Origin of the sequence: Prauserella halophila (genome assembly GCF_024171895.1) — a bacterium.
GTDB lineage: Bacteria > Actinomycetota > Actinomycetes > Mycobacteriales > Pseudonocardiaceae > Prauserella > Prauserella halophila.
This window is the reverse complement of sequence record NZ_JAMTCQ010000009.1, coordinates 1-19,509: the sequence shown is the minus strand read 5'-3', so window position 1 is coordinate 19,509 and position 19,509 is coordinate 1. Positions and strand designations below refer to the sequence as shown.

General features: G+C 69.0%; 17 protein-coding genes, 1 other RNA gene and 1 pseudogene. 6 read left to right on the top strand and 13 right to left on the bottom strand.

Annotated features, from left to right (window positions below; all coding sequences use genetic code 11):
• Positions 1-42 precede the first annotated feature (42 nt).
• Positions 43-1,845, top strand: coding sequence for a 2-isopropylmalate synthase (leuA, locus tag LY41_RS06295; RefSeq protein WP_253862940.1), 1,803 nt, complete (start codon positions 43-45; stop codon positions 1,843-1,845).
• A gap of 158 nt (positions 1,846-2,003) precedes the next feature.
• Here leuA and LY41_RS06290 read toward each other — a convergent pair whose 3' ends face one another.
• The gene (locus LY41_RS06290; protein ID WP_253862939.1) at positions 2,004-2,912 is read right to left on the bottom strand and encodes a LysR family transcriptional regulator; all 909 of its coding nucleotides are present in this window, start codon (positions 2,910-2,912) and stop codon (positions 2,004-2,006) included.
• Between the two features lie 81 nt (positions 2,913-2,993).
• Here LY41_RS06290 and LY41_RS06285 point away from each other — a divergent pair, with 81 nt between their 5' ends.
• On the top strand, positions 2,994-3,968 hold the full coding sequence (locus tag LY41_RS06285) for an EamA family transporter (RefSeq protein WP_253862938.1): 975 nt from the start codon (positions 2,994-2,996) through the stop codon (positions 3,966-3,968).
• 33 nt (positions 3,969-4,001) lie between these two features.
• Here the strand turns inward: LY41_RS06285 and LY41_RS06280 are convergent, their stop codons facing one another.
• The 8 genes from LY41_RS06280 to LY41_RS06245 all read right to left on the bottom strand — a co-directional run bounded on the left by LY41_RS06280 (position 4,002) and on the right by LY41_RS06245 (position 11,679).
• A complete protein-coding gene (locus tag LY41_RS06280; protein ID WP_253864005.1) occupies positions 4,002-5,039 on the bottom strand; it encodes an ABC transporter ATP-binding protein in 1,038 nt (345 codons plus the stop codon).
• Between the two features lie 176 nt (positions 5,040-5,215).
• Positions 5,216-6,211, bottom strand: coding sequence for an ABC transporter ATP-binding protein (locus LY41_RS06275; protein WP_253862937.1), 996 nt, complete (start codon positions 6,209-6,211; stop codon positions 5,216-5,218).
• A 5-nt stretch (positions 6,212-6,216) separates the two neighbouring features.
• Complete coding sequence (locus tag LY41_RS06270) at positions 6,217-7,137, bottom strand: ABC transporter permease (protein ID WP_253862936.1); 921 nt, start codon at positions 7,135-7,137, stop codon at positions 6,217-6,219.
• Positions 7,134-8,138, bottom strand: a complete 1,005-nt coding sequence (locus LY41_RS06265) for an ABC transporter permease (protein ID WP_253862935.1) — start codon at positions 8,136-8,138, stop codon at positions 7,134-7,136. Before LY41_RS06265 ends, LY41_RS06270 begins: the two co-directional genes overlap by 4 nt.
• A gap of 95 nt (positions 8,139-8,233) precedes the next feature.
• Complete coding sequence (locus LY41_RS06260; RefSeq protein ID WP_253862934.1) at positions 8,234-9,898, bottom strand: ABC transporter substrate-binding protein; 1,665 nt, start codon at positions 9,896-9,898, stop codon at positions 8,234-8,236.
• Positions 9,899-10,078: 180 nt separating this feature from the next.
• The gene (locus LY41_RS06255) at positions 10,079-10,687 is read right to left on the bottom strand and encodes a uridine kinase family protein (RefSeq protein ID WP_253862933.1); all 609 of its coding nucleotides are present in this window, start codon (positions 10,685-10,687) and stop codon (positions 10,079-10,081) included.
• Between the two features lie 27 nt (positions 10,688-10,714).
• Positions 10,715-11,311 carry a recombination mediator RecR gene (gene recR, locus LY41_RS06250; protein ID WP_253862932.1) on the bottom strand — a complete coding sequence of 199 codons (597 nt, stop codon included), beginning with the start codon at positions 11,309-11,311 and terminating at the stop codon, positions 10,715-10,717.
• A 2-nt stretch (positions 11,312-11,313) separates the two neighbouring features.
• Positions 11,314-11,679 carry a YbaB/EbfC family nucleoid-associated protein gene (locus LY41_RS06245; protein ID WP_253862931.1) on the bottom strand — a complete coding sequence of 122 codons (366 nt, stop codon included), beginning with the start codon at positions 11,677-11,679 and terminating at the stop codon, positions 11,314-11,316.
• Positions 11,680-11,757: 78 nt separating this feature from the next.
• Between LY41_RS06245 and LY41_RS06240 the strand changes: the two genes are divergently transcribed.
• A complete protein-coding gene (locus LY41_RS06240; RefSeq protein WP_253862930.1) occupies positions 11,758-12,669 on the top strand; it encodes an N-acetylmuramoyl-L-alanine amidase in 912 nt (303 codons plus the stop codon).
• Positions 12,670-13,314: 645 nt separating this feature from the next.
• On the opposite strand, the pseudogene LY41_RS06235 reads toward LY41_RS06240, so the two are convergent.
• From LY41_RS06235 to LY41_RS06225, 3 genes and pseudogenes are all read right to left on the bottom strand, one after another.
• Positions 13,315-15,315: pseudogene (locus LY41_RS06235) on the bottom strand (DNA polymerase III subunit gamma and tau); the annotation flags it as partial.
• Between the two features lie 190 nt (positions 15,316-15,505).
• Positions 15,506-15,604: signal recognition particle sRNA small type (gene ffs / locus LY41_RS06230), an RNA gene on the bottom strand.
• 244 nt (positions 15,605-15,848) lie between these two features.
• The gene (locus LY41_RS06225) at positions 15,849-16,115 is read right to left on the bottom strand and encodes a DUF397 domain-containing protein (protein WP_253862928.1); all 267 of its coding nucleotides are present in this window, start codon (positions 16,113-16,115) and stop codon (positions 15,849-15,851) included.
• Positions 16,116-16,389: 274 nt separating this feature from the next.
• Here LY41_RS06225 and LY41_RS06220 point away from each other — a divergent pair, with 274 nt between their 5' ends.
• Positions 16,390-16,596, top strand: a complete 207-nt coding sequence (locus tag LY41_RS06220) for a hypothetical protein (RefSeq protein ID WP_253862927.1) — start codon at positions 16,390-16,392, stop codon at positions 16,594-16,596.
• 84 nt (positions 16,597-16,680) lie between these two features.
• Here LY41_RS06220 and LY41_RS06215 read toward each other — a convergent pair whose 3' ends face one another.
• Complete coding sequence (locus LY41_RS06215; RefSeq protein ID WP_253862926.1) at positions 16,681-17,538, bottom strand: helix-turn-helix domain-containing protein; 858 nt, start codon at positions 17,536-17,538, stop codon at positions 16,681-16,683.
• Positions 17,539-17,604: 66 nt separating this feature from the next.
• Between LY41_RS06215 and gnd the strand changes: the two genes are divergently transcribed.
• Positions 17,605-19,044 carry an NADP-dependent phosphogluconate dehydrogenase gene (gene gnd / locus LY41_RS06210; RefSeq protein ID WP_253862925.1) on the top strand — a complete coding sequence of 480 codons (1,440 nt, stop codon included), beginning with the start codon at positions 17,605-17,607 and terminating at the stop codon, positions 19,042-19,044.
• 176 nt (positions 19,045-19,220) lie between these two features.
• Positions 19,221-19,509: helix-turn-helix domain-containing protein (locus tag LY41_RS24015; RefSeq protein WP_372493120.1), on the top strand; the 289-nt coding region annotated here is incomplete at its 3' end.

Sequence of the window (19,509 nt, the reverse complement as noted above, 5' to 3'; positions counted from 1 at the left end):
GACGACCGAGGCCTTCGAAAAGCGAGCAGGAGCAGCAACGACATGAGTACGCCCGAGAAGCACGACATCTCCGAGGCACCGGCTTCCAGTAGCCGCATCCGCAAGCCGTCGCGACCGGCACCCACCGGCCAGCCCGGGTGGAACTTCCAGCGCGGCTCGTCCATGCCGTATCACCGCTACGAGCCGTGGCACCAGCTGGTCGAGGACATCCGGCTGCCCGACCGCACCTGGCCGGACAACCGCATCGAGCGCGCCCCGCTGTGGTGCGCGGTCGACCTGCGCGACGGCAACCAGGCCCTGATCGACCCGATGTCACCAGCCCGCAAGCGCAAGTTCTTCGACCTGCTCGTGCGGATGGGCTACAAGGAGATCGAGGTCGGCTTCCCCGCGGCCAGCCAGACCGACTTCGACTTCGTCCGCGAGATCATCACCGACGGCGCGATCCCCGACGACGTCCACATCCAGGTGCTGACCCAGTGCCGCCCCGAGCTGATCGAGCGCACGTTCCGCTCCCTCGAGGGCGCGCCGCGCGCGATCGTGCACGTGTACAACTCGACGTCGATCCTGCAGCGGCGCGTGGTGTTCCGCGAGGAACAGGAGGGCATCAAGAAAATCGCGCTGCAGGGTGCCGAGCTCGCGGCCGAGTACGCCGAGAAGTACTCCGACACCGAGTTCCGCTTCCAGTACTCGCCCGAGTCCTACACCGGCACGGAGCTGTCGTACGCGGCCGAGGTCTGCAACGCCGTCGCCGACATCTGGAAACCCACGCCGGAGCGGCCCGCGATCATGAACCTGCCCGCGACCGTCGAGATGGCCACGCCGAACATCTACGCCGACTCGATCGAGTGGATGAGCCGCAACCTCGACAACCGCGACTCGATCATCCTGTCGCTGCACCCGCACAACGACCGCGGCACCGGCATCGCCGCGGCCGAACTGGGCTACCAGGCCGGCGCGGACCGCATCGAGGGCTGCCTGTTCGGCAACGGCGAGCGCACCGGCAACGTCGACCTCGTCGCACTGGGTATGAACCTGTTCAGCCAAGGCGTCGACCCGCAGATCGACTTCTCCGACATGGACGAGATCAAGCGGACCGTCGAGTACTGCAACCAGCTGCCGGTTCCCGAACGCAGCCCGTGGGGCGGCGACCTGGTGTTCACCGCGTTCTCCGGCAGCCACCAGGACGCGATCAACAAGGGCTTCGAGGCGCTGGAGGCTGCCGCCGAAAAGGCGGGGACCCCGGTCGACGAGTTCCCGTGGGAAGTGCCGTACCTGCCGATCGACCCGAAGGACGTCGGCCGCACCTACGAGGCGGTGATCCGCGTCAACTCGCAGTCCGGCAAGGGCGGCATCGCCTACATCATGAAGAGCGAGCACCAGCTGGACCTGCCGCGCAAGCTGCAGATGGAGTTCTCGCAGGTCGTGCAGCACTACAGCGACTCGGAAGGCGGCGAGGTCGACCCGGACACGATGTGGACGGCCTTCTCCCGCGAGTACCTGGAGTCCACCGCGCCGCTGAAGCTCGAGGACGCACAGGTGTCCGCCACCTCCGAGGGCTACGAGGTGAACGCGACCGTACTGGTCGACGGCGACGAGCGGGAGATCAACGGCCGCGGCAACGGCCCGATCGCCGCCTTCTTCGACGGCCTGACCACCGTGGGCTACGACGTGCGGCTGATGGATTACAGCGAGCACACCATGTCGCCGGGTGACGACTCGCGCGCCGCGTCGTACATCGAATGCGGCATCGGCGACAACGTGTACTGGGGCGTGGGCGTCGATCCGTCGATCGTCACCTCGTCACTGCGCGCCGTCGTCTCGGCGATCAACCGCGCCTACCGCTGATCAACCGCGGGTACCGCAGCAGGAACGCAACACGGGGTGGGCACGCCGCCCCGTGTTGCGCCCTCCGGGGTCCGTGTTGCGGGCTCCGGGGTCCGTGTTGCGGGCTCCGGGGCGCGTGTTGCGGGCTCCGGGGCGCGTGTTGCGGGCTTCGGAATCGCTCACGCGCCCGGTTCGCCGAAAGCCGCGGCCTCGGCGCGGATCGCGTCCAGCACCGCACGCACCGCGGGCCGCCGATCGGGAGCGCCGGGCCGGATCACGGCCTCGACGTGCCGGGCCGCTTTGATACCGGCGAGCGGTTTGCACAGCACCTTCGCCGTGTCCACTGTGTACCGCGGAAGCAGCGCGATCCCGTGACCCGCCGCGACGAGCGATTCGATGATCCGGAAGTCGTTGATCCGCTGGACGACCCGCGGCCGGACACCGGTCCGCGAGGCCAACGACACCAGCAAGTCGTCGACGGGAAACCCGACGTCGACGCTGATCCACGGCTCCGCGGCCAGGTCGGCCAGGTCCACGCGGTCGGCGCCGGCCAACGGATGATCGGGCGGCAGTGCCACGTCGAGCGGCTCCCGCAGCAGCGGCAGCACCTCGAGCCGCTCGGAGGCGACCGGCTGCGCGTACTCGTCCCGGTGCATCACCACGACGTCGAAGTCCGCCATCAGCCCGGGCACCTCCGGTGGCGTCATGTCGACATCGCGCACGTCCAGCTCGAGCCCTTCGACGGCGTCGACCTGCCGTAGCAGCCCCGGCAGCAGCACCAGTGCGGCCGAGGGGAACACTGCCAGCCGTACGCGTCCGCGTGGGGTGCTGCGGAACGTGTCGAGCTCGGTCTCGGCGCGATCGATGGCGGCCAGCACGTCGTCGGCCCGCGACACGAGCGCGCTTCCGGCGTCGGTGAGGCGCAACCCCCGACCGTCGGGTTCGGTGAGGACGAGCCCGACCTCGGTCTGCAGCGCGCGCAGCTGCTGCGACACCGCCGACGGCGTACAGCTCAGCGCTTTCGCGGCCTCCGAGACACTCCCCCGGTCGGCGAACTCCCGCAACGTCCTCAATCTGCCGACATCCACGGCAAAATTTAAGCACAACTACATACTTACTGCAAATATTCTCGCTGGACTGCAGAGTGGTTGGACCGCACGCTGGTGTCCATGCTGCCGAGAGACCGACTGCTCGCCGCGTTCGTCGCCGTCGTCTGGGGCTGCAACTTCCTGGCGATCCACGCGACACTGACGCACTTTCCCCCACTGTTCGCGGGTGCGCTGCGCTTTCTCGTCATCGCGATCCCGACGATGTTGCTGATCCCACGTCCGAAGGTGAAGGCGCGGTGGCTGATCGGCTACGGCCTCGGGTTCGGGACGCTCCAGTTCGCGTTCCTGTTCGTCGGCATGTACAGCGGGATGCCGACGGGGCTCGCGTCACTCGTGCTGCAGTCGTCCGCGCCGTTCACCGTGCTGCTCGGCGCCGTGCTGCTGCGCGAACGGCTCTCCCGCAGACAGCTGGCGGGGATCGCGCTGGCGATCGTCGGCATGGCCGCGATCGCTTGGCAGCGCGCCGAATACGCCGCACTGCTGCCGGTGATCCTGACCCTCCTGGGCGGGCTGAGCTGGGCCGCGGGCAACCTGTGCTCGCGGCAGGCGAAGCCGGACAACTCGCTGCACTTCACACTCTGGATGAGCGTCGTGCCGCCGCTGCCCATGTTCGCGCTGTCGCTGGTCTTCGAAGGCCCGGCGCGGCAATGGCGGTCGCTGGCCACGATCGACGAGGGGTGGATCGCGCTGGCCGGGCTCGGCTACATCGTCCTGCTCGGCACCATCCTCGGTTCCGGCATCTGGACGACGCTCATGCGCCGCAACCCGGCCAGCTCGGTCGCGCCGTTCTCCCTGCTCGTGCCGGTGGTCGGCATGACGCTGTCGTTCCTGCTGCTCGACGAACGCCCGACGCCGGTCGAGATCGCGGCAGCGGTCGTCGTCGTGGTCGGCGTGTTCCTCGGCTCCACCACGGCACGCCTCACGCGAGGCCGCGGCCGCGACCGGCCACCCGAACCCGCCGTCGCCGCCGAAGAGCCCGACGAAACGCAACCGGGCGTGCCGCTGGTGCCCCCAAGGGCACCTTCGGGGCACTGAACGCCCCCAAGGTGCCCTTGGGGGCGCAACCGGTCAGGTGTCGGGGTGGACGAGTTCCGGTTCGACCTCGTGTCGGCCGATCTCGCCTGCGCGGATGTCCTCGGCATAGTGGCAGGCGACGCGGTGGCCGCCGCCGATGTCGCGCAGCTCCGGGCGGTCGGTGTCGCACAGCGTGTCCTGCTTCCACGGGCAGCGCGTGTGGAACCGGCAGCCCGTCGGCGGATGCGCGGGCGACGGCAGGTCGCCGGTCAGCAGAATCTGCTCCCGGTCGTCCTCCACCGTCGGATCCGGCACGGGTACCGCCGACAGCAGCGCCTTCGTGTAAGGGTGCATCGGCTCGGCGTACATCGAGTCGGAGCTCGCCTCCTCGACCAGCGAACCCAGGTACATCACGCCGATCCGGTCGGAGATGTGCCGCACCACCGCGAGGTCGTGCGCGATCACCAGGTACGTCAGCCCCAGCCGCTGCTGCAGCTGCTCCAGCAGGTTCAGCACCTGCGCCTGCACCGAGACGTCCAACGCCGACACCGGCTCGTCGGCCACGATCAGATCCGGCTCGACGGCCAGCGCCCGCGCGATGCCGATCCGCTGCCGCTGTCCGCCCGAGAACTCGTGCGGGTACTTGTGCAGCGCACTCTCCGGCAGGCCGACCGAGTCGAGCAGCTCCACGAGCCGGGCTCGCGTCGACTGCTTGCCCTTGTCGAGCCCGTGCGCGCGCATCCCCTCGACGAGGATCGACTCCACGGACTGCCGCGGGTCCAAACTGGACAGCGGATCCTGGAAGATCATCTGCATCCGGCGGCGCGATGTGCGCAGCGCCTCGCCCTTGAGCGTCGAGACGTCGGTGCCGTCGAACACGACCCGTCCGCCCGTGGGCTCGACGAGTCTCAGCAACCCGCGGCCGAGCGTCGTCTTGCCGCAGCCGGACTCGCCGACCAGACCGTAGGTCTCCCCGCGCCGGATCGTCAGGTCGATCCCGTCGACCGCATAGACGTATCCGGCGGTGCGTTCCAGCACGATTCCCCGCTTGATCGGGAAATGCACCTCGATTCCCTCGACGGTGACGAGCACGTCGTCCTCGCCCGCAGCGCCGTCGTCGGCAGCGGAGGTGCCTGCGACCTCGCCACCCGCCACGTCGCCACCCGCCACGTCAGCCCCCACCGTTTCGGCACCCACCGTTTCGGCACCCGCGTCGGTGTCCACCGCATCGGTTCCGGGAGCTCCGGTCGTCGTAACGGTTTCGTCGGTCACAGCGCTCCCTCCGTGACGGCATCGCCGAGGGCGACGGGATTGTGACAGCGCAGCATCCTGCCGTCGTCGGCCTTCAGTTCGGGCGGCTCGCTCCAGCACACGTCCGTCGCGTTCGGACACCGCGGCGCGAACGCACAACCCTGCTCCCACTCGATGTTGTCCGACACCGAGCCCCTGATCGGTGTCAGCGGCTCGCCCCGCGGCGCGTTGAGCCGGGGGATCGACTGCAGCAGACCGTGCGTGTACGGGTGCCGTGACCGTTCGAACAGGTCGTGCCGCGCGGCCCGCTCGACGATGCGCCCGCCGTACATCACGTTCACGTTGTCGCACAGCCCGGCGACGATACCGAGATCGTGCGTGATCATGATCAGTGCAGTGTCCGTTTCGGACACCAGATCCGACAGCAACGACAGGATCTGGGCCTGGATCGTCACGTCCAGGGCTGTCGTCGGCTCGTCGGCGATCAGCAGTTTCGGCCGGCACGCGAGCGCGATCGCGATGAGCACGCGCTGGCGCATCCCACCGGAGTGCTGGTGCGGGTACTCGTCGAGCCGCCGCTGCGGATCCGGCAACCCGACCCGGTCCAGCAGCTCCGCGGCCTCGACCCGCGCCTCCTTCCGGGACATCCCGCGGTGCCGTTCGAGCACCTCGGTGATCTGCAGCCCGATGGTGATCACGGGGTTCAACGACGACAGCGGGTCCTGGAACACCATGCCCAGGTCCCGGCCACGGCGGTCGCGCAGCTGTTTGTCGGAGAGCGTCAGCAGTTCGGTGTCTTCGAACGTCACCGAACCGCTGATCTCCGCGCCCCGCTTCGGCAGCAGGCCCATGAGCGCCAGCGACGTCACGGACTTACCGCTGCCCGATTCCCCGACCAGGCCCACGGTCTGCCCCGGTTCGACCGAGAAGCTGACGCCGTCGACCGCGGTGAACGGACGGGTTCCCTTGCGTTTGAACACGACGCCGAGGTCGCGTACGTCCAGTAGTGCCACGTGAGTTACCGCCTGTTCTTCGGGTCGAGCGACTCCCGCATCGACTCGCCGAGCAGTGTGAAGCCGAGCGCCACGACGATGATCGCGATGGCGGGGAAGAACGCCAGTGACGGCTTCACGCTGAGCAGTTCCTGCGCGTTGCCGAGCATCAACCCCCACTCCGCGCGCCGCCAGTCGGAGTCACCGAGGCCAAGGAACGACAGCGCCGCGGCGTCGATGATCGCGGTCGCGAGCGTGAGCGTCGCCTGCACGATCACCGGGCCGATCGAGTTCGGGAGCATGTGCCGGAAGACGATCGTCTTTCGCTTGACGCCCAGAGCCGTCGCCGCGAGCACGTGGTCGCTCGATCGTTGGGCGATCATCGCGCCCCGCAGTAGTCGCGCGAACACTGGTACGCCGATCATCGCCACCGCGATGATCACCGTCCACTGGCTGCCCGGTAGCAGCGCCGCGATCGAGATCGCCAGCAGCAGCGAGGGAACCGACAGCATGATGTCGGTGAGCCGCATCAGCACGCTGTCGACCCAGCCGCCGAACGCGCCGGCGAGGCCACCGATGATCATGCCGATGGCCACACCGATCAGCGTCGCGAACACGCCCACGAACAACGTCTGCTGCGCGCCGACGAGCAGCCGCGAGAAGAAGTCGTAACCGTTCTGATCACTGCCGAGCAAGAAGCCCGGCATCGGCCCGGGGATGTTCGACGGCGTCAGTTCGGCCTTCAGCTCCGGATACGGCCGATACGGATCCTTCGGCGCGATGAACGGCGAGATGATCGCCAGGATGACGAACAGGCCGACGATGACAAGACCGAGGATCGCGACCGGACTGCGGAACGTCCGGCGCAGCGCGTCCATGGCGAGGCTGGTTCCACCCTCGGCCAGCGAGTCGATCTTCTCGGCCTTCCGTGTGGAAAGAATGCTCATCGCACACGCACCCTCGGGTCGATGATTGCGTACGAAATGTCGACCAGAAGGTTGACCAGCACGAATACCACCGCGAACAGCAGGATGAGCCCCTGTAGCCGCGGGTAGTCGCGTTGCTGGATCGCCTGTTCGAGCAGGGTGCCGAGCCCGCCCCAGGCGAACACCTTCTCGGTCAGCACCGCACCCGACATCAGCAGGCCGGTCTGCAGGCCGATCGTGGTCGACACGGGCAGCAGGGCGTTGCGCAGCACGTGACGTTTGCGCACGACCTGCGTCGTCAAGCCCTTCGAATCCGCCGTCCTGACGAAGTCCTCACCCTGCACATCCAGCACGGATGCACGCGTGATGCGGACGATCACCGCGAACGGAATACTCGCCAGCGCCACCGCGGGCAGGATGAGATGCAGCATCGCATCCCACGTGGCATCGAACTCTCCCGTCAGCAACCCGTCCAGCGTGGCGATACCGGTGACGCGGGTGGAGTCGATCAGCACGTCCTGTCTGCCGGACGGCGGCAGCAGCGACATCTCCTGCGTGAAGACGTACTTGAGCAGGAAGCCGAGGAAGAACACCGGCACGGCGACGCCGACGAGCGTGGTGACGACCGTGGCGTTGTCGAGGAATCTGCCGCGGAACCGCGCCGCGATGTAGCCCATCGGGATGCCGAACAGCACCGCGAGGAACATCGCCGCGACGGACAGTTCCAGCGTTGCCGGAAACGCCCAGCTGACCTCCTCCATCACCGGATCGCCGGTGATCAGCGAGTTTCCGAAGTCGCCGGTGAGAATCCGGCCGAGGAAGCGGAAGTACTGAACGACGATCGGATCGTCCAGTCCCATCACGGCGTTCATCGCCGCGACCCGCTCCGGGGTGGCCTTGTCTCCCAGCAGGGCCGTCGCAGGCCCGCCCGGCAGCAACCGGAGCCACGCGAAGACCAGAATGGACAGTACGAACAGCGTCGGAACCGCTTGTAGCAGCCGACGCACCGTGAACCTGAGCATGAATAGGTGCCTTTGCCCCATGAAGCCGGGAGGCAGTGCTCACGCACGCGGCGCGCACGTGAGCACTGCCTCCCGGTGGGATGTCGAGCAGAGCGTCAGCTCTGGCCCTTGGAAACCGAGGCGAACCGCTCGTCGGTCAGCGGGCTCGGGACGAGTCCCTGAACATCGCCACCGACGACGATCGCCGGCGGCGACGACGTCAGCGGTACGGCCGGCACGTACTCGGAGATCTTGACCGCGGCCTCCTCGTAGGCCTGCTTCTGCTCCTCGTCGTCGACCTTCGCGTCCGCATCGGCCAGGGCCTTGAAGACCTCCGGCTCGTTGAAGCCGAACTCCGCCTTCTCGCGGCCGAAGAACGTGCCGACGAAGTTGCCCGCGTCGCCGTAGTCGCCGGTCCAGCCGAGCAGGTGGATGTCGTGCTTACCGTGCTTCTGGATGTCGTCCTTGAAGCCACCGTTCCACGGGCGCTGCCGCATCTCGACGTCGATGCCGACTGCGTCGAGGTTGTCCGAGACCGCACCCGCGATGTCGACGGGGTCCGGCATGTACGGCCGGCTGACCTCGGTGGGCACGTAGAACTCGAGCGTCAGGTCCTCGGCGCCTGCTTCCTTCAGCAGCCGCTTGGCCTCGTCGACGTCGTACTCGTGCTTCTCGACCTCGTCGGTGTAGCCGTCGGTCTCCTCCGGCACGAACTGGTACCGGGCCGAGGCACCCTCGGGCAGCTGGTTCTTCGCGAGCTGCTCCTTGTTGACCGCGTACTCGATCGCCTTGCGGACGCGCTCGTCCTCCAGCTCCGGCGTGTTCTTCTGATTGATGCCCAGATAGAGGATGTTGAACGTCGGGCGGATCATCACCTGGGCACCCGAGTCACGCAACGCCTGGTAGTCGGCCGGGTTCGGCAGGTCGTAGCCGTCGATCTGGCCGGAGATCATGTCCTGCTTACGGGCATTCTCGTCCGGAATCACGCGGAAGACGAGCTTCTCGAGCTCCGCCTGGTCACCCCAGTAGTCCTCGTTGCGCGTCAGCGTGATCGTGTTCGCGGACTTGTCGTAGGACTCGAACTCGAACGGGCCGGTGCCCGTCGGGTGTTCGTTGGCGTAGTCCGGATAGCTGAACGATTCGCCGCTCTGCGTGACCTCGTCGGCGCTGTGCTCCTTCAGGGCCTCCGGACTCGACATCGACAGCGACGTCAGGCCGAACGCGTCTGGGAAAGCACCCTTGGCTTCGTTGAGGTTCAGCACCGCGGTGTGTTCATCCTTGGCCTCGCAGGACTTGTACACCGGGTCGCCGGAGGCGTCGCCCTTGTTCTCGGCGAAGCCTTCGAAAACGTCGCCGTAGTAGATCATCTGGCTCTGCGCAGCGGCGCTGGGCATGTTGTACCAGCGCTCGAAGTTGAAGCAGACCGCCTCGGCGTTGAAGTCCGTGCCGTCGTGGAACTTCACCCCTTCGCGGAGCTCGAACGTCCACGTCTTGCCGTCGTCGCTCGGAGTCCATTCGGTGGCCAGGCCGGGTTCGAGTTCGGCGGTGCCTGCCTTGTACGCGACGAGCGTCTCGTACATCTGCCGGATCGGGCGGAAGCTTTCGCCGTCGTCGTTGAAGATCGGGTCGAAGTTCTTCGGCGCACCCGCGGCACCGAACACCATTGTGTTCGCGTCGCCGGCGTCCTCGCCTCGTTCCGAGGCACAAGCGGACAACGCCAACGCGCCTGCCACCCCGATCAGGGCGAGGCGGCGCGTGCGAGTCACCCGTGAGTGGAGCATGTTCGCACCCCTTGAGGAAGGTCAGTCGGGTTACGCCCAGGTGGGCGTAGATGGGGGCAGACCTTAGCGGCTCATGGCCGGTTCCTTAAGTACCTGAGGTTACGATCGGGCTACTTGACAACCTTTTTCCGGCGAGAAATTCATGGCCCGGAAACGGAACGTGCCCGAATTCCCGTGGTTTCAGGCGCTTCCACCGAGATGACTAGACCATTCGGAGGAATAGCGGACGTCGGCCGCGTTCCAGGGTTCGTCCACCGCGAACCAGCCGGTCTCGAAGCGCTGCCAGCGCTCCAGGTGCGGTCTGGACCACTCCCCGTCACGCGCGAGGGCCCGCTCCAGCCGCGCCGTGCGGTCCGCATGGTCCAGCCAGCACAGCACGGACGTCGAGTCCCGCACGGAGCGGCGCCCCGAGGACACGCCTTCCAGGACGAGCACACCGGGTACCGGAACGTCGACCTGCGCCCCCGGCACGGGATCGCCGGCGTCGGTCCACTCGGTGCGCCGGTACCGGCCCGGCCTGCCCGCTTCCACGGGCCGGAGGACCCCGGCCGTCAGCCGCGGCCACCACGACACCGGGTCGTCCCACGTCGCGAAGTCGTCGGTGCTCACGAGGGCGGGGTCGGCCCCACGACCGCGCAGGACGTCGACGACCCGGGCGGCCAGGTGTGACTTCCCCGCGCCCGAAGGCCCGTCGATCACGACGAGCCGCGCCGCCCCGAGCCGTGGCGGCGCGGCGAGGACCCGGTCGGCCAGGTCGTGGGCAGGGTCGACAGCGCGACCGTCACGCACCGCATCGCAGCTCGAAGCCACGGCGAGTCACAGCGCGCGGCGGCCCGACAGCGCGCGGCCGAGCGTCAGCTCGTCGGCGAACTCGAGGTCGCCGCCCATCGGCAGCCCGGAGGCCAGCCGCGTGACCGTCAGCCCGGGGAAGTCGCGCAGCATCCGCACCAGGTACGTCGCCGTGGCCTCACCCTCGGTGTTCGGATCGGTCGCGATGATCACCTCGGTGATCTCGTCCGACCCGATGCGGGTGAGCAGGTCCTTGATGCGCAGCTGGTCGGGTCCGACCCCCGACAGCGGATCGAGCGCACCCCCGAGTACGTGGTACCGGCCGCGGAACTCGCGCGTGCGCTCGACGGCCAGTACGTCCTTCGGTTCCTCGACGACGCAGACCGACGTGGCGTCCCGGCGCACGTCGTTGCAGATCCGGCACCGCTCGGCCTCGGAGACATTGCCGCAGATCTCGCAGAACTGCACGCCTTCGGCGACCTTGCCGAGCACCTCGCGCAGGCGCCCGATGTCCTGCGGATCCGACGCGAGCAGGTGGAATGCGATCCGCTGCGCGCTTTTCGGACCGACGCCGGGCAACCTGCCGAGCTCGTCGATCAGGTCCTGAACGACACCTTCGTACACGCTTACATTCCGGGAAGGCCGAGGTTGCCCATGCCGGGCAGGCCTTCACCGCCGCCGAGCCCGCCCGTGATCGAGCCGAGCTTCTCCTGCTGGAGCTGCTGCGCGTTGGACGTCGCATCGCGGACGGCCGCGACCACCAGGTCGGACAGCGTTTCCACGTCCTCGGGGTCGACGACCGCCTGGTCGATGTCGAGCTTCTGCAGCTGGAGCTCACCGTTGACCGTTGCGGTCACCTTGCCGCCGCCCGCGGTGCCGGTGACCTCGGCCTTGGCGATCTCTTCCTGCGCCTCGAGCATCTGCTGCTGCATCTGCTGCGCCTGCTGCATGATCTGCTGCATGTCGGGCATTCCGCCGCCGGGCTGCGCCATGGTGTCGATCCGATCTTCCTCGCTTGAGCTGGCTGTACTGGCCAGCCTAGTCGTCGCACCTGTGGCACCGTGGACACCGTGCGAAGTTCGGGGGGCTCATTCGCAACCAGGCCGGTCCGCGCGGTCGCCGCGACGGCCGGTCTCGTCATGCTGCTGACGGGCTGTTCGGCGGCCGAACCCGCATCCGACGGCGAGGTCGGCGACCGGCGGGCCGCGACGCAGCGTTCGGCATCGGCCGACTCGGCGGGGTCGACGTCGGCAGGGCCGGCGGGGTCGGCGCCCCGGCGCTCGACTGCGGCGGGCTCGGAGCGGGAAGCCGAGCGGGAAGCCACTGAGCAGGAGGACTTCGTCGTCGTGCTGGATCCCGGGCACAACGGACGCAACGCCGCGAACCTCGACCGGATCGAGCGCAAGGTGCCGAACGGCCGCGGCGAGCGCAAGCAGTGCAACTCGACCGGCACGAGCACCGACGACGGCTATCCCGAGCACGCGTTCAACTTCGCGGTCGCCGAGCAGGTCCGCACGAAGCTGACCGACCGCGGCGTCCGCGTGGTGCTCACGCGGACCGATGACGACGGCGTCGGCCCGTGCGTCGACGAGCGTGCCGCGATCGGCAACCGCAACGACGCGGACGCGGTCGTGTCGATCCATGCCGACGGATCGTCCGCCGACGCGAGCGGGTTCCACGTCATCTACTCCGACCCGCCGTTGAACGACGCCCAGCGCGCCGCCGCACCCGTCCTGGCGCGCGACATGGTGGCGGGGATGTCCGCGGCGGGCCTGCCGACGTCGAACTACATCGCCTCGTCCGAAGGGTTCGACGGACGCGCCGACCTGGCGGGGCTGAATCTGTCGACAGTGCCTGCCGTACTCGTCGAATGCGGCAACATGCGCAACGCCGCTGAGGCGGCGGCCATGTCGACCGGGGAAGGCCGCCGCCGATACGCCGACGCCATCGCCCGAGGCGTGCTGCGCTACCTCGACGGCTGACGGGGCGCATCGGGACACGTCGTCGGGATGCGGCGGGACGCGGCCCGGTCAGTCGATGGGGCGGGCGCCCAGGTGATCCGACAACAGCCGCCTGGCGACGAGCTCCGGGTCGTCGGAATCGGCGCCTGCCGGTGTGCCGCCCGCCTGCGCACCGCCGTTCGGCGCCCCCTGCTGGCGCGCTGCCCGCGCGGGCTCGGACTGCGGCGGCGGTTCCGGCGCGCCGTCCTCGTCGTCCGGTTCCGGTGGCAGTGGGATGTCGGGCTCGGTCGTCGTCACTTTCGGCCCGACGGAGCCGCCCGGGGCCTCGTCACTCGGATCCTCACCACCAGGGGCCTCGCCACCCGGTGCAGGCTGCGCCGGCGCCGATACCGGCACCGACGCCTCGGTCTCGGTCTCCGCCTGTGCCTGTGCCTGTGCCTGTGCCTGTGCCTGTGGAGCCTCGGACTGTGGCGGCTGGGGCTGCGGTGACTCGGACTGTGGCGGCTGGGAACCGCCGGGCTGAGCGCCGCCCGGCCGGCCATGTCCGGGCTGGCCACCGCCGGGCTGGGCACTACCGGCCTGGGCATCGCCGGCGTGGGCATTGCCGGTCGGCTCAGCGCCCCCGGCGGGCTGGGTGCCCCCGGCGGGCTGAGCGCTGCCGGACGGGGAAGCAGCCGCCTGCCTCGCCGGTGAACCCTGCGCCGGTCCGGCGGACGCCGACTGCGCAGGCGGTGCACCGGCAGCTCCCGCGTGCAGGCACCGCACCTGCCACTGACCACCCAGCAGTTCGCCGAGTGCCGCGGCGATGCAGTCCGAATTGCGCGGCTCCGAGAGTCTGCGTGCCAGTGGCTCGGCGGTGTGGGTGAGGGTCACGCCGTTGCCCTCGACGCTGTGCACCGTCGCGTTGGTGAGCATCGCCTCGGTGCTGCGGCTGGCCTTGCGCACTGTCGACAGCAGTTGCGGCCAGTACTGGCGCAACGCCGCCGCATCGATCCGACCCGGCTGAACGGACTCCGCGGCCGAACCCGCCTGAGCGGCAGGTTCCGGCTGTGCAGGTTCGGACTGTGCCGGGGCTGCAGCTTGCGCCGGGGTCGGCTGATCCGGATTCGCCTGCGCCGGGGCTGCCGGCCGCGTCGAGGATTCCGGCGGCGTCGCAGAGTCCGATTGCGCAGAGCCCGGTTGTGCGGGGTCCGGTTGCGCGGGGGCCTGCTGCGGCGACGCGGTCCCAGCCGGCTCGGGACCGGCGGCCTCCGGCGACGCAGCCTGCGGCTCCGGCGCGGTCGGCTCCGGTGTCGCCGACTGCGGTGTTGCGGGCTCGACCGTCGGATTCGGGGACGCCGATTCCGGGGTCCGGGCCTGGGCCTGGGCAGCGGAATCGGCCGGTTCCACTGCCTGAGCGGCTGCCACCGGTTCGGACTGCTGCGCACGCTGCGAAGGCCGTTCGAACGTCCGCTCCGGTGCGGCTTCGGCCGGAGCCGCACCGCCGGCCGGAGCAGCCCCGCCGCCTGCGGTCATACGGCGTTCGAGACGTTCGAGGCGCTGCAGCGTGGCGCCTTCGTCGTCGGCGACCTCGGGCAGCAGCATGCGTGCGGCGAGCAGCTCGAGCAGCAACCGGGGCGCGGTCGCACCGCGCATCTCGCGCAGGCCGTTGTGCAGCAGTTCGGCGTAGCGCGTGAGCGTGCCGGGCGTGACGCGTTCGGCCTGCGCCACCATGCGGCTGAGCTCCTCCTCCGGCGCGGCGACCATGCCGTTCGACGCAGCCTCCGGCACGGAACGCAGCAGGATCAGGTCGCGGAAACGGTCGAGCAGGTCACTGGCGAACCGGCGCGGATCGTGACCGGCCTCGGCGAGGCGGTCGATGCTGGCGAAGACCTCCTTGTGGTCTTCGGCGGCCAGCGCGTCGACCATCGCATCGATGAGCGCCGCGTCCGTGACGCCGAGCAGCGCGACGGCCCGGTCGTAGGTGATGCCGTCGGGACCCGCACCGGCGAGGAGCTGATCCAGCACCGACTGGGTGTCCCGCGCGGATCCGCCACCGGCACGCACGACCAGCGGGTACACGGCCGGTTCGACGTTGACGCCCTCGGCGGTGACGTTGCGTTCGAGCAGTTCGCGCATGGCCGTCGGCGGGATGAGCCGGAACGGGTAGTGGTGGGTGCGCGAGCGGATGGTCGTGAGGACCTTGTCCGGTTCGGTGGTCGCGAAGATGAAGATGAGGTGCTCAGGCGGTTCTTCGACGATCTTCAGCAGGGCGTTGAAACCCTGCGTGGTGACCATGTGGGCCTCGTCGATGATGAACACGCGGTACCGCGACTCGGCGGGCGCGTAGAACGCGCGGTCGCGGAGTTCGCGGGCGTCGTCGACACCGCCGTGACTGGCAGCGTCGAGTTCGGTGACGTCCACGCTGCCGGGCCCCTCGGGCGCAAGCGCTTTACACGGGCCGCATTCGCCGCACGGGTCGGACGTGGGGCCGCTGTCGCAGTTGAGCGAGCGGGCCATGATGCGGGCGCTCGACGTCTTGCCGCAGCCGCGGGGCCCCGAGAACAGGTAGGCGTGGTTGATGCGTCCGGCCGCCAGCGCGGTGCGGAGCGGCTCGGTGACGTGTTCCTGCCCCGCGACCTCGGCAAAGGTCGACGGCCGGTACTTGCGGTACAGCGCGAGAGCCACGGCAGCGAGCGTACCGGCCCCGGCCGACACCCGAACGAGCACTTCCGCCCCGACACCCACGTCGCATGTCCTGCACTCGGACCCGCGTGTCCTGCACCCAGACACGCGCCTGGCGGTTCGCCAACAGCGCTGCGGCAACGCCGGAGACAGCGGGTGCCGGCGGAGGCCGTTGGAAGCAGGGGCCGGTCCGCAAAAAAAGGGGACCCCCGCACCCGTCAGAGCCTGCTTATCCTTGCTGCCTTCCGGCCCTGGGGAGGTTCGCAGGGTGGACGCCGCGGGGGTCCGTTTTCCAGTCTACGACCCGGCGCCGGGCCGGCGGAACGGGGGCTGCCAAACCGCTGATCAGACCTCCGAACCTCCGGGTAGCCGTGCCGCCGGATCTCCGGGCGGCCCACTGATCGGATCGCAGGGCAGGCGACAGGGTCAGCCGCCGCGGGCAGCGGAACGGCCGGCCGCCGGGCCGCCGCGGACAGCGGAACGGCCCACCGGACCGGCCGGGATAGGCACAGGATCGGCCACCGCAGGCCGAGTCTTCAGGCGGGCAGATCGAACTGGCCTGCCTTCACGGCGGTGACGAACGCCTGCCATTCACCGCGGGTGAACATGAAGACGGGACTGTCGTCGAGCTTGGTGTCGCGGACGCCGATGTTGCCGTCGCCGTCCGTGTCGCCGAAGTTGACCTCCACGCAGTTGCCACCGTTGGGCTCGCTCGCGAACGATTTCTGCCACCCGACCGGGTCGAACCGGCACACGACGGTTGCCGGGTCGTAATAATCCGTCTCCACTGCGCGGTCGACCATCTCTACCTCCGTACCGGTACCGACCCAGGCGCCACCTCTCGAGGCAGGCCCGATTCTGCGCCGTTGTTCCGGTTTGCCCTTGTGTTCAGGTGCCGATCCGACCAAAGCGTGCGTCCATCCGTGGGAACTTCACGAAGATTGTCGACACCGTGATTAATCCACTCCTAGGATTATTCCTAACGCTCGGCGGTGGGTCGACCCCGGCCCGGCCACTGAGAGGCGAACCACAAGTCCGCTTGCACGCGCACAGCGTGCGCTCTGGGGGTGAGTACATATGGCCGTACGACTGGAGATGACCCCGACGAACGCCTCGAGTACGGGGCAGGAGGTCCCCGACGGCGCCGACGGCCCCGCACCCGTGCTGCCCGCACCACGCAGGCCGCGCCGGTTCGGACCGGGACTCGTCGGCCGCCGCCCACGACCGCAGGACGGATCTCCGGACGACCGCAGACTCACCTCGCGATACGTCACCCGTCTCTGACCCGGCCCACCCGGACCGGCACCTGCCCTGCCGGTTCCTCGCACGCCGTGTCCGGCGAACCCGCCGCCACCGCTGCCTGCGGGTTCAGGTGACCAGCTGCGAGCGGTAGTGCGCCGCCATCTCCTGCACGAACTCCCGCGTCTCGCCCCGTTCCAGCGCAGCTCCGCGCAGGCGGTCCCAGGAGTCGACGAAGATCTGGAAGTCTTTCATGTCGTCGAGGTAGATGCCGCCCGCGGAGTGCTCGACGTAGACGAAGTCACGGGTGCGATCCGGAAACCGCATGATCGTGAAGTCGTTGGGCACGGCGGCGAGCTTCGCGTCGAACGGCAGCACGTGGATGTATACGCGGGTGCGGCGCTCGAGCTCGAGCAGATGCTCCATCTGATCGAGCATCACGCCGGGTGACTGCCCGCCCGGGGCCCTGCGCAACGCCGATTCGGACAGGATGAACCGGTAGTACGGCGGCTGTTCCTGGTCGAAGACGGCCTTGCGGTCGAGCCGGGCGCGCACCAGCGAGGTGATGTCGCTCGAGCCGAACTCGGTGAACTGCTTGAGCATGTAGTGCTCGGACTGCAGCGGACCGGGGACCCGCTCCCCGTGCCACGTCATGATCTCGGCGGCGGCGGGTTCGAGGTCGGTGAAGGTGCGGAACCAGTGCGGCACCACGGAGCGGTAGCCGGACCAGTGGCCACGCTGCCCTGCAGCGGCACGCGCGAGATTCAGCAGCGTATCGGCCTCTTCGCCGCCGACGCCGTAAGCATCGATCATGGTCCGGACGTCACCGAGCTTCGCGCCGACGGCACCGGACTCGATCTTGTTGACCTTGCCCTGGGTGCAGTCGAGGATCGCGGCCACCTGCTGCTGGGTCATCCCCGAGCTGGTGCGCGCATGCCGCAACTCGTTCCCGAGTTGTTTGCGGCGAGAGGTCACGGTACTGGCCATGGCAGCGTAAACGGTACCGTTTCGCGCCGCTGCCCCAAAGCACGAGGTCGGAGTAAGGTTACGCCCATGACGAAGAAGGCCGACATCGGCGTGACCGGACTCGCCGTGATGGGGCGGAATCTGGCCCGCAATCTCGCCCGTCGCGGGCACACCGTTGCCCTGCACAACCGGTCCGAATCCCGCACCAGGGAGCTGATCGAGCAGTTCGGCGACGAAGGCGATTTCGCACCGGCGTACTCGGCGCGCGAGTTCGTCGACGCGCTGGAGCGCCCGCGCAAACTGGTCGTCATGGTCAAGGCCGGAGGGCCGACGGACGCCGTGATCGAGGAGTTCGCGCCGCTGCTCGACGAAGGCGACGTGATCGTGGACGCGGGCAACGCCCACTTCGCCGACACCCGCCGTCGTGAGGCCGCGCTGCGGGAACGTGGTCTGCACTTCGTCGGCACCGGTGTGTCCGGCGGCGAGGAGGGCGCGCTGCACGGGCCGAGCATCATGCCGGGAGGCTCGGCCGAGTCGTACGAATCGCTCGGTCCGCTGCTGGAGAGCATCGCGGCGCACGTCGACGGGGAGCCGTGCTGCACTCACATCGGGGCGGACGGTGCGGGCCACTTCGTCAAGATGGTCCACAACGGCATCGAGTACTCGGACATGCAGCTGATCGCCGAGTCGTACGACCTGCTCCGCGGCGCACTGGGGTATGAACCGGCGCAGATCGCGGACGTCTTCCGCACGTGGAACGCCGGTCGGCTCGAGTCGTACCTGATCGAGATCACCGCCGAGGTCCTCGGCCACACCGACGCCGCGACGGGCAGGCCGTTCGTCGACGTCGTGGCCGACGAGGCCGAGCAGAAGGGCACCGGCCGCTGGACGGTCCAGATCGGACTCGACCTGGGCGAACCGATCACGGGCATCGCGGAGGCGACGTTCGCCAGGTCGCTGTCCGGCCACGCCGACCTGCGTTCGGCCGCCCACGGCCTCGCGGGGCCGACGCGCGCCCCGCTGTCCGGTGCCGACGCCGAGCGGTTCGCCGACGACGTCGAGCAGGCGCTGTACGCGTCCAAAGTGGTCGCCTACGCGCAGGGTTTCAACCAGATCCTCGCGGGGGCGGCCGAGTACGGCTGGGACATCGACCTGGGCAAGGTCGCGGCGATCTGGCGCGGCGGCTGCATCATCAGGGCACGTTTCCTCGACGACATCCGCGCCGCCTATGCCGACGAGGCGGACCTGCCGACACTGCTGACGAGCGGCGGATTCCGCAAGGCCGTCGAGGACGCCCAGGACTCGTGGCGGTCGGTAGTCCAGACCGCGGTGCGCCTAGGCATTCCGACGCCGGGCTTCTCGACCGCGCTGGCCTACTACGACGCGCTGCGCGCCGACCGGCTGCCCGCGGCACTCGTGCAGGGGCAGCGCGACTTCTTCGGCGCCCACACCTACCGCCGGGTCGACTCCGGCGGCGTGTTCCACACCGAGTGGGCCGCCGACGGCCGCCCCGAACACCCAGCGTGAGGTGACCGGCCGGCTCCTGCAGTGCCGACTGACGACTCGGCGACAGTGGGCGCACCACGCTGAGTAATCACTCCGGTCGGGTGCGTGACGCCCCGAAGGGCACCTTGGGGGCGTTGAGTGCCCCGAAGGTGGGCGGGTTCTAGCGGTGGTTGCAACACCCTGAGTTGTGGGAGGTTGTGGCGATCGTGTCGGTTGTGGGTCGGCGTGAGAGGTTTGTGGCTCTGCTTGACGTGGTCAAGTGTGTGGGTTTGGCGGCGTGTGCGGTGGGTATCGATCGCGTGACGGCGCAGGGGTGGGCTCGTGCGGCGGGGTTCTGGTCGAAGCGGGCTGCCGATCCTCGCAAGGCCGAGTTCTTGGCGTTGCGGGATGAGGGTGTGACCAGGAAAGTCGCGGCCGAACGTGTGGGAGTGCACGTGCGGACGGCCCGGGACTGGGATCGGGGAATCCGACGGGTCAAGCGTGGTC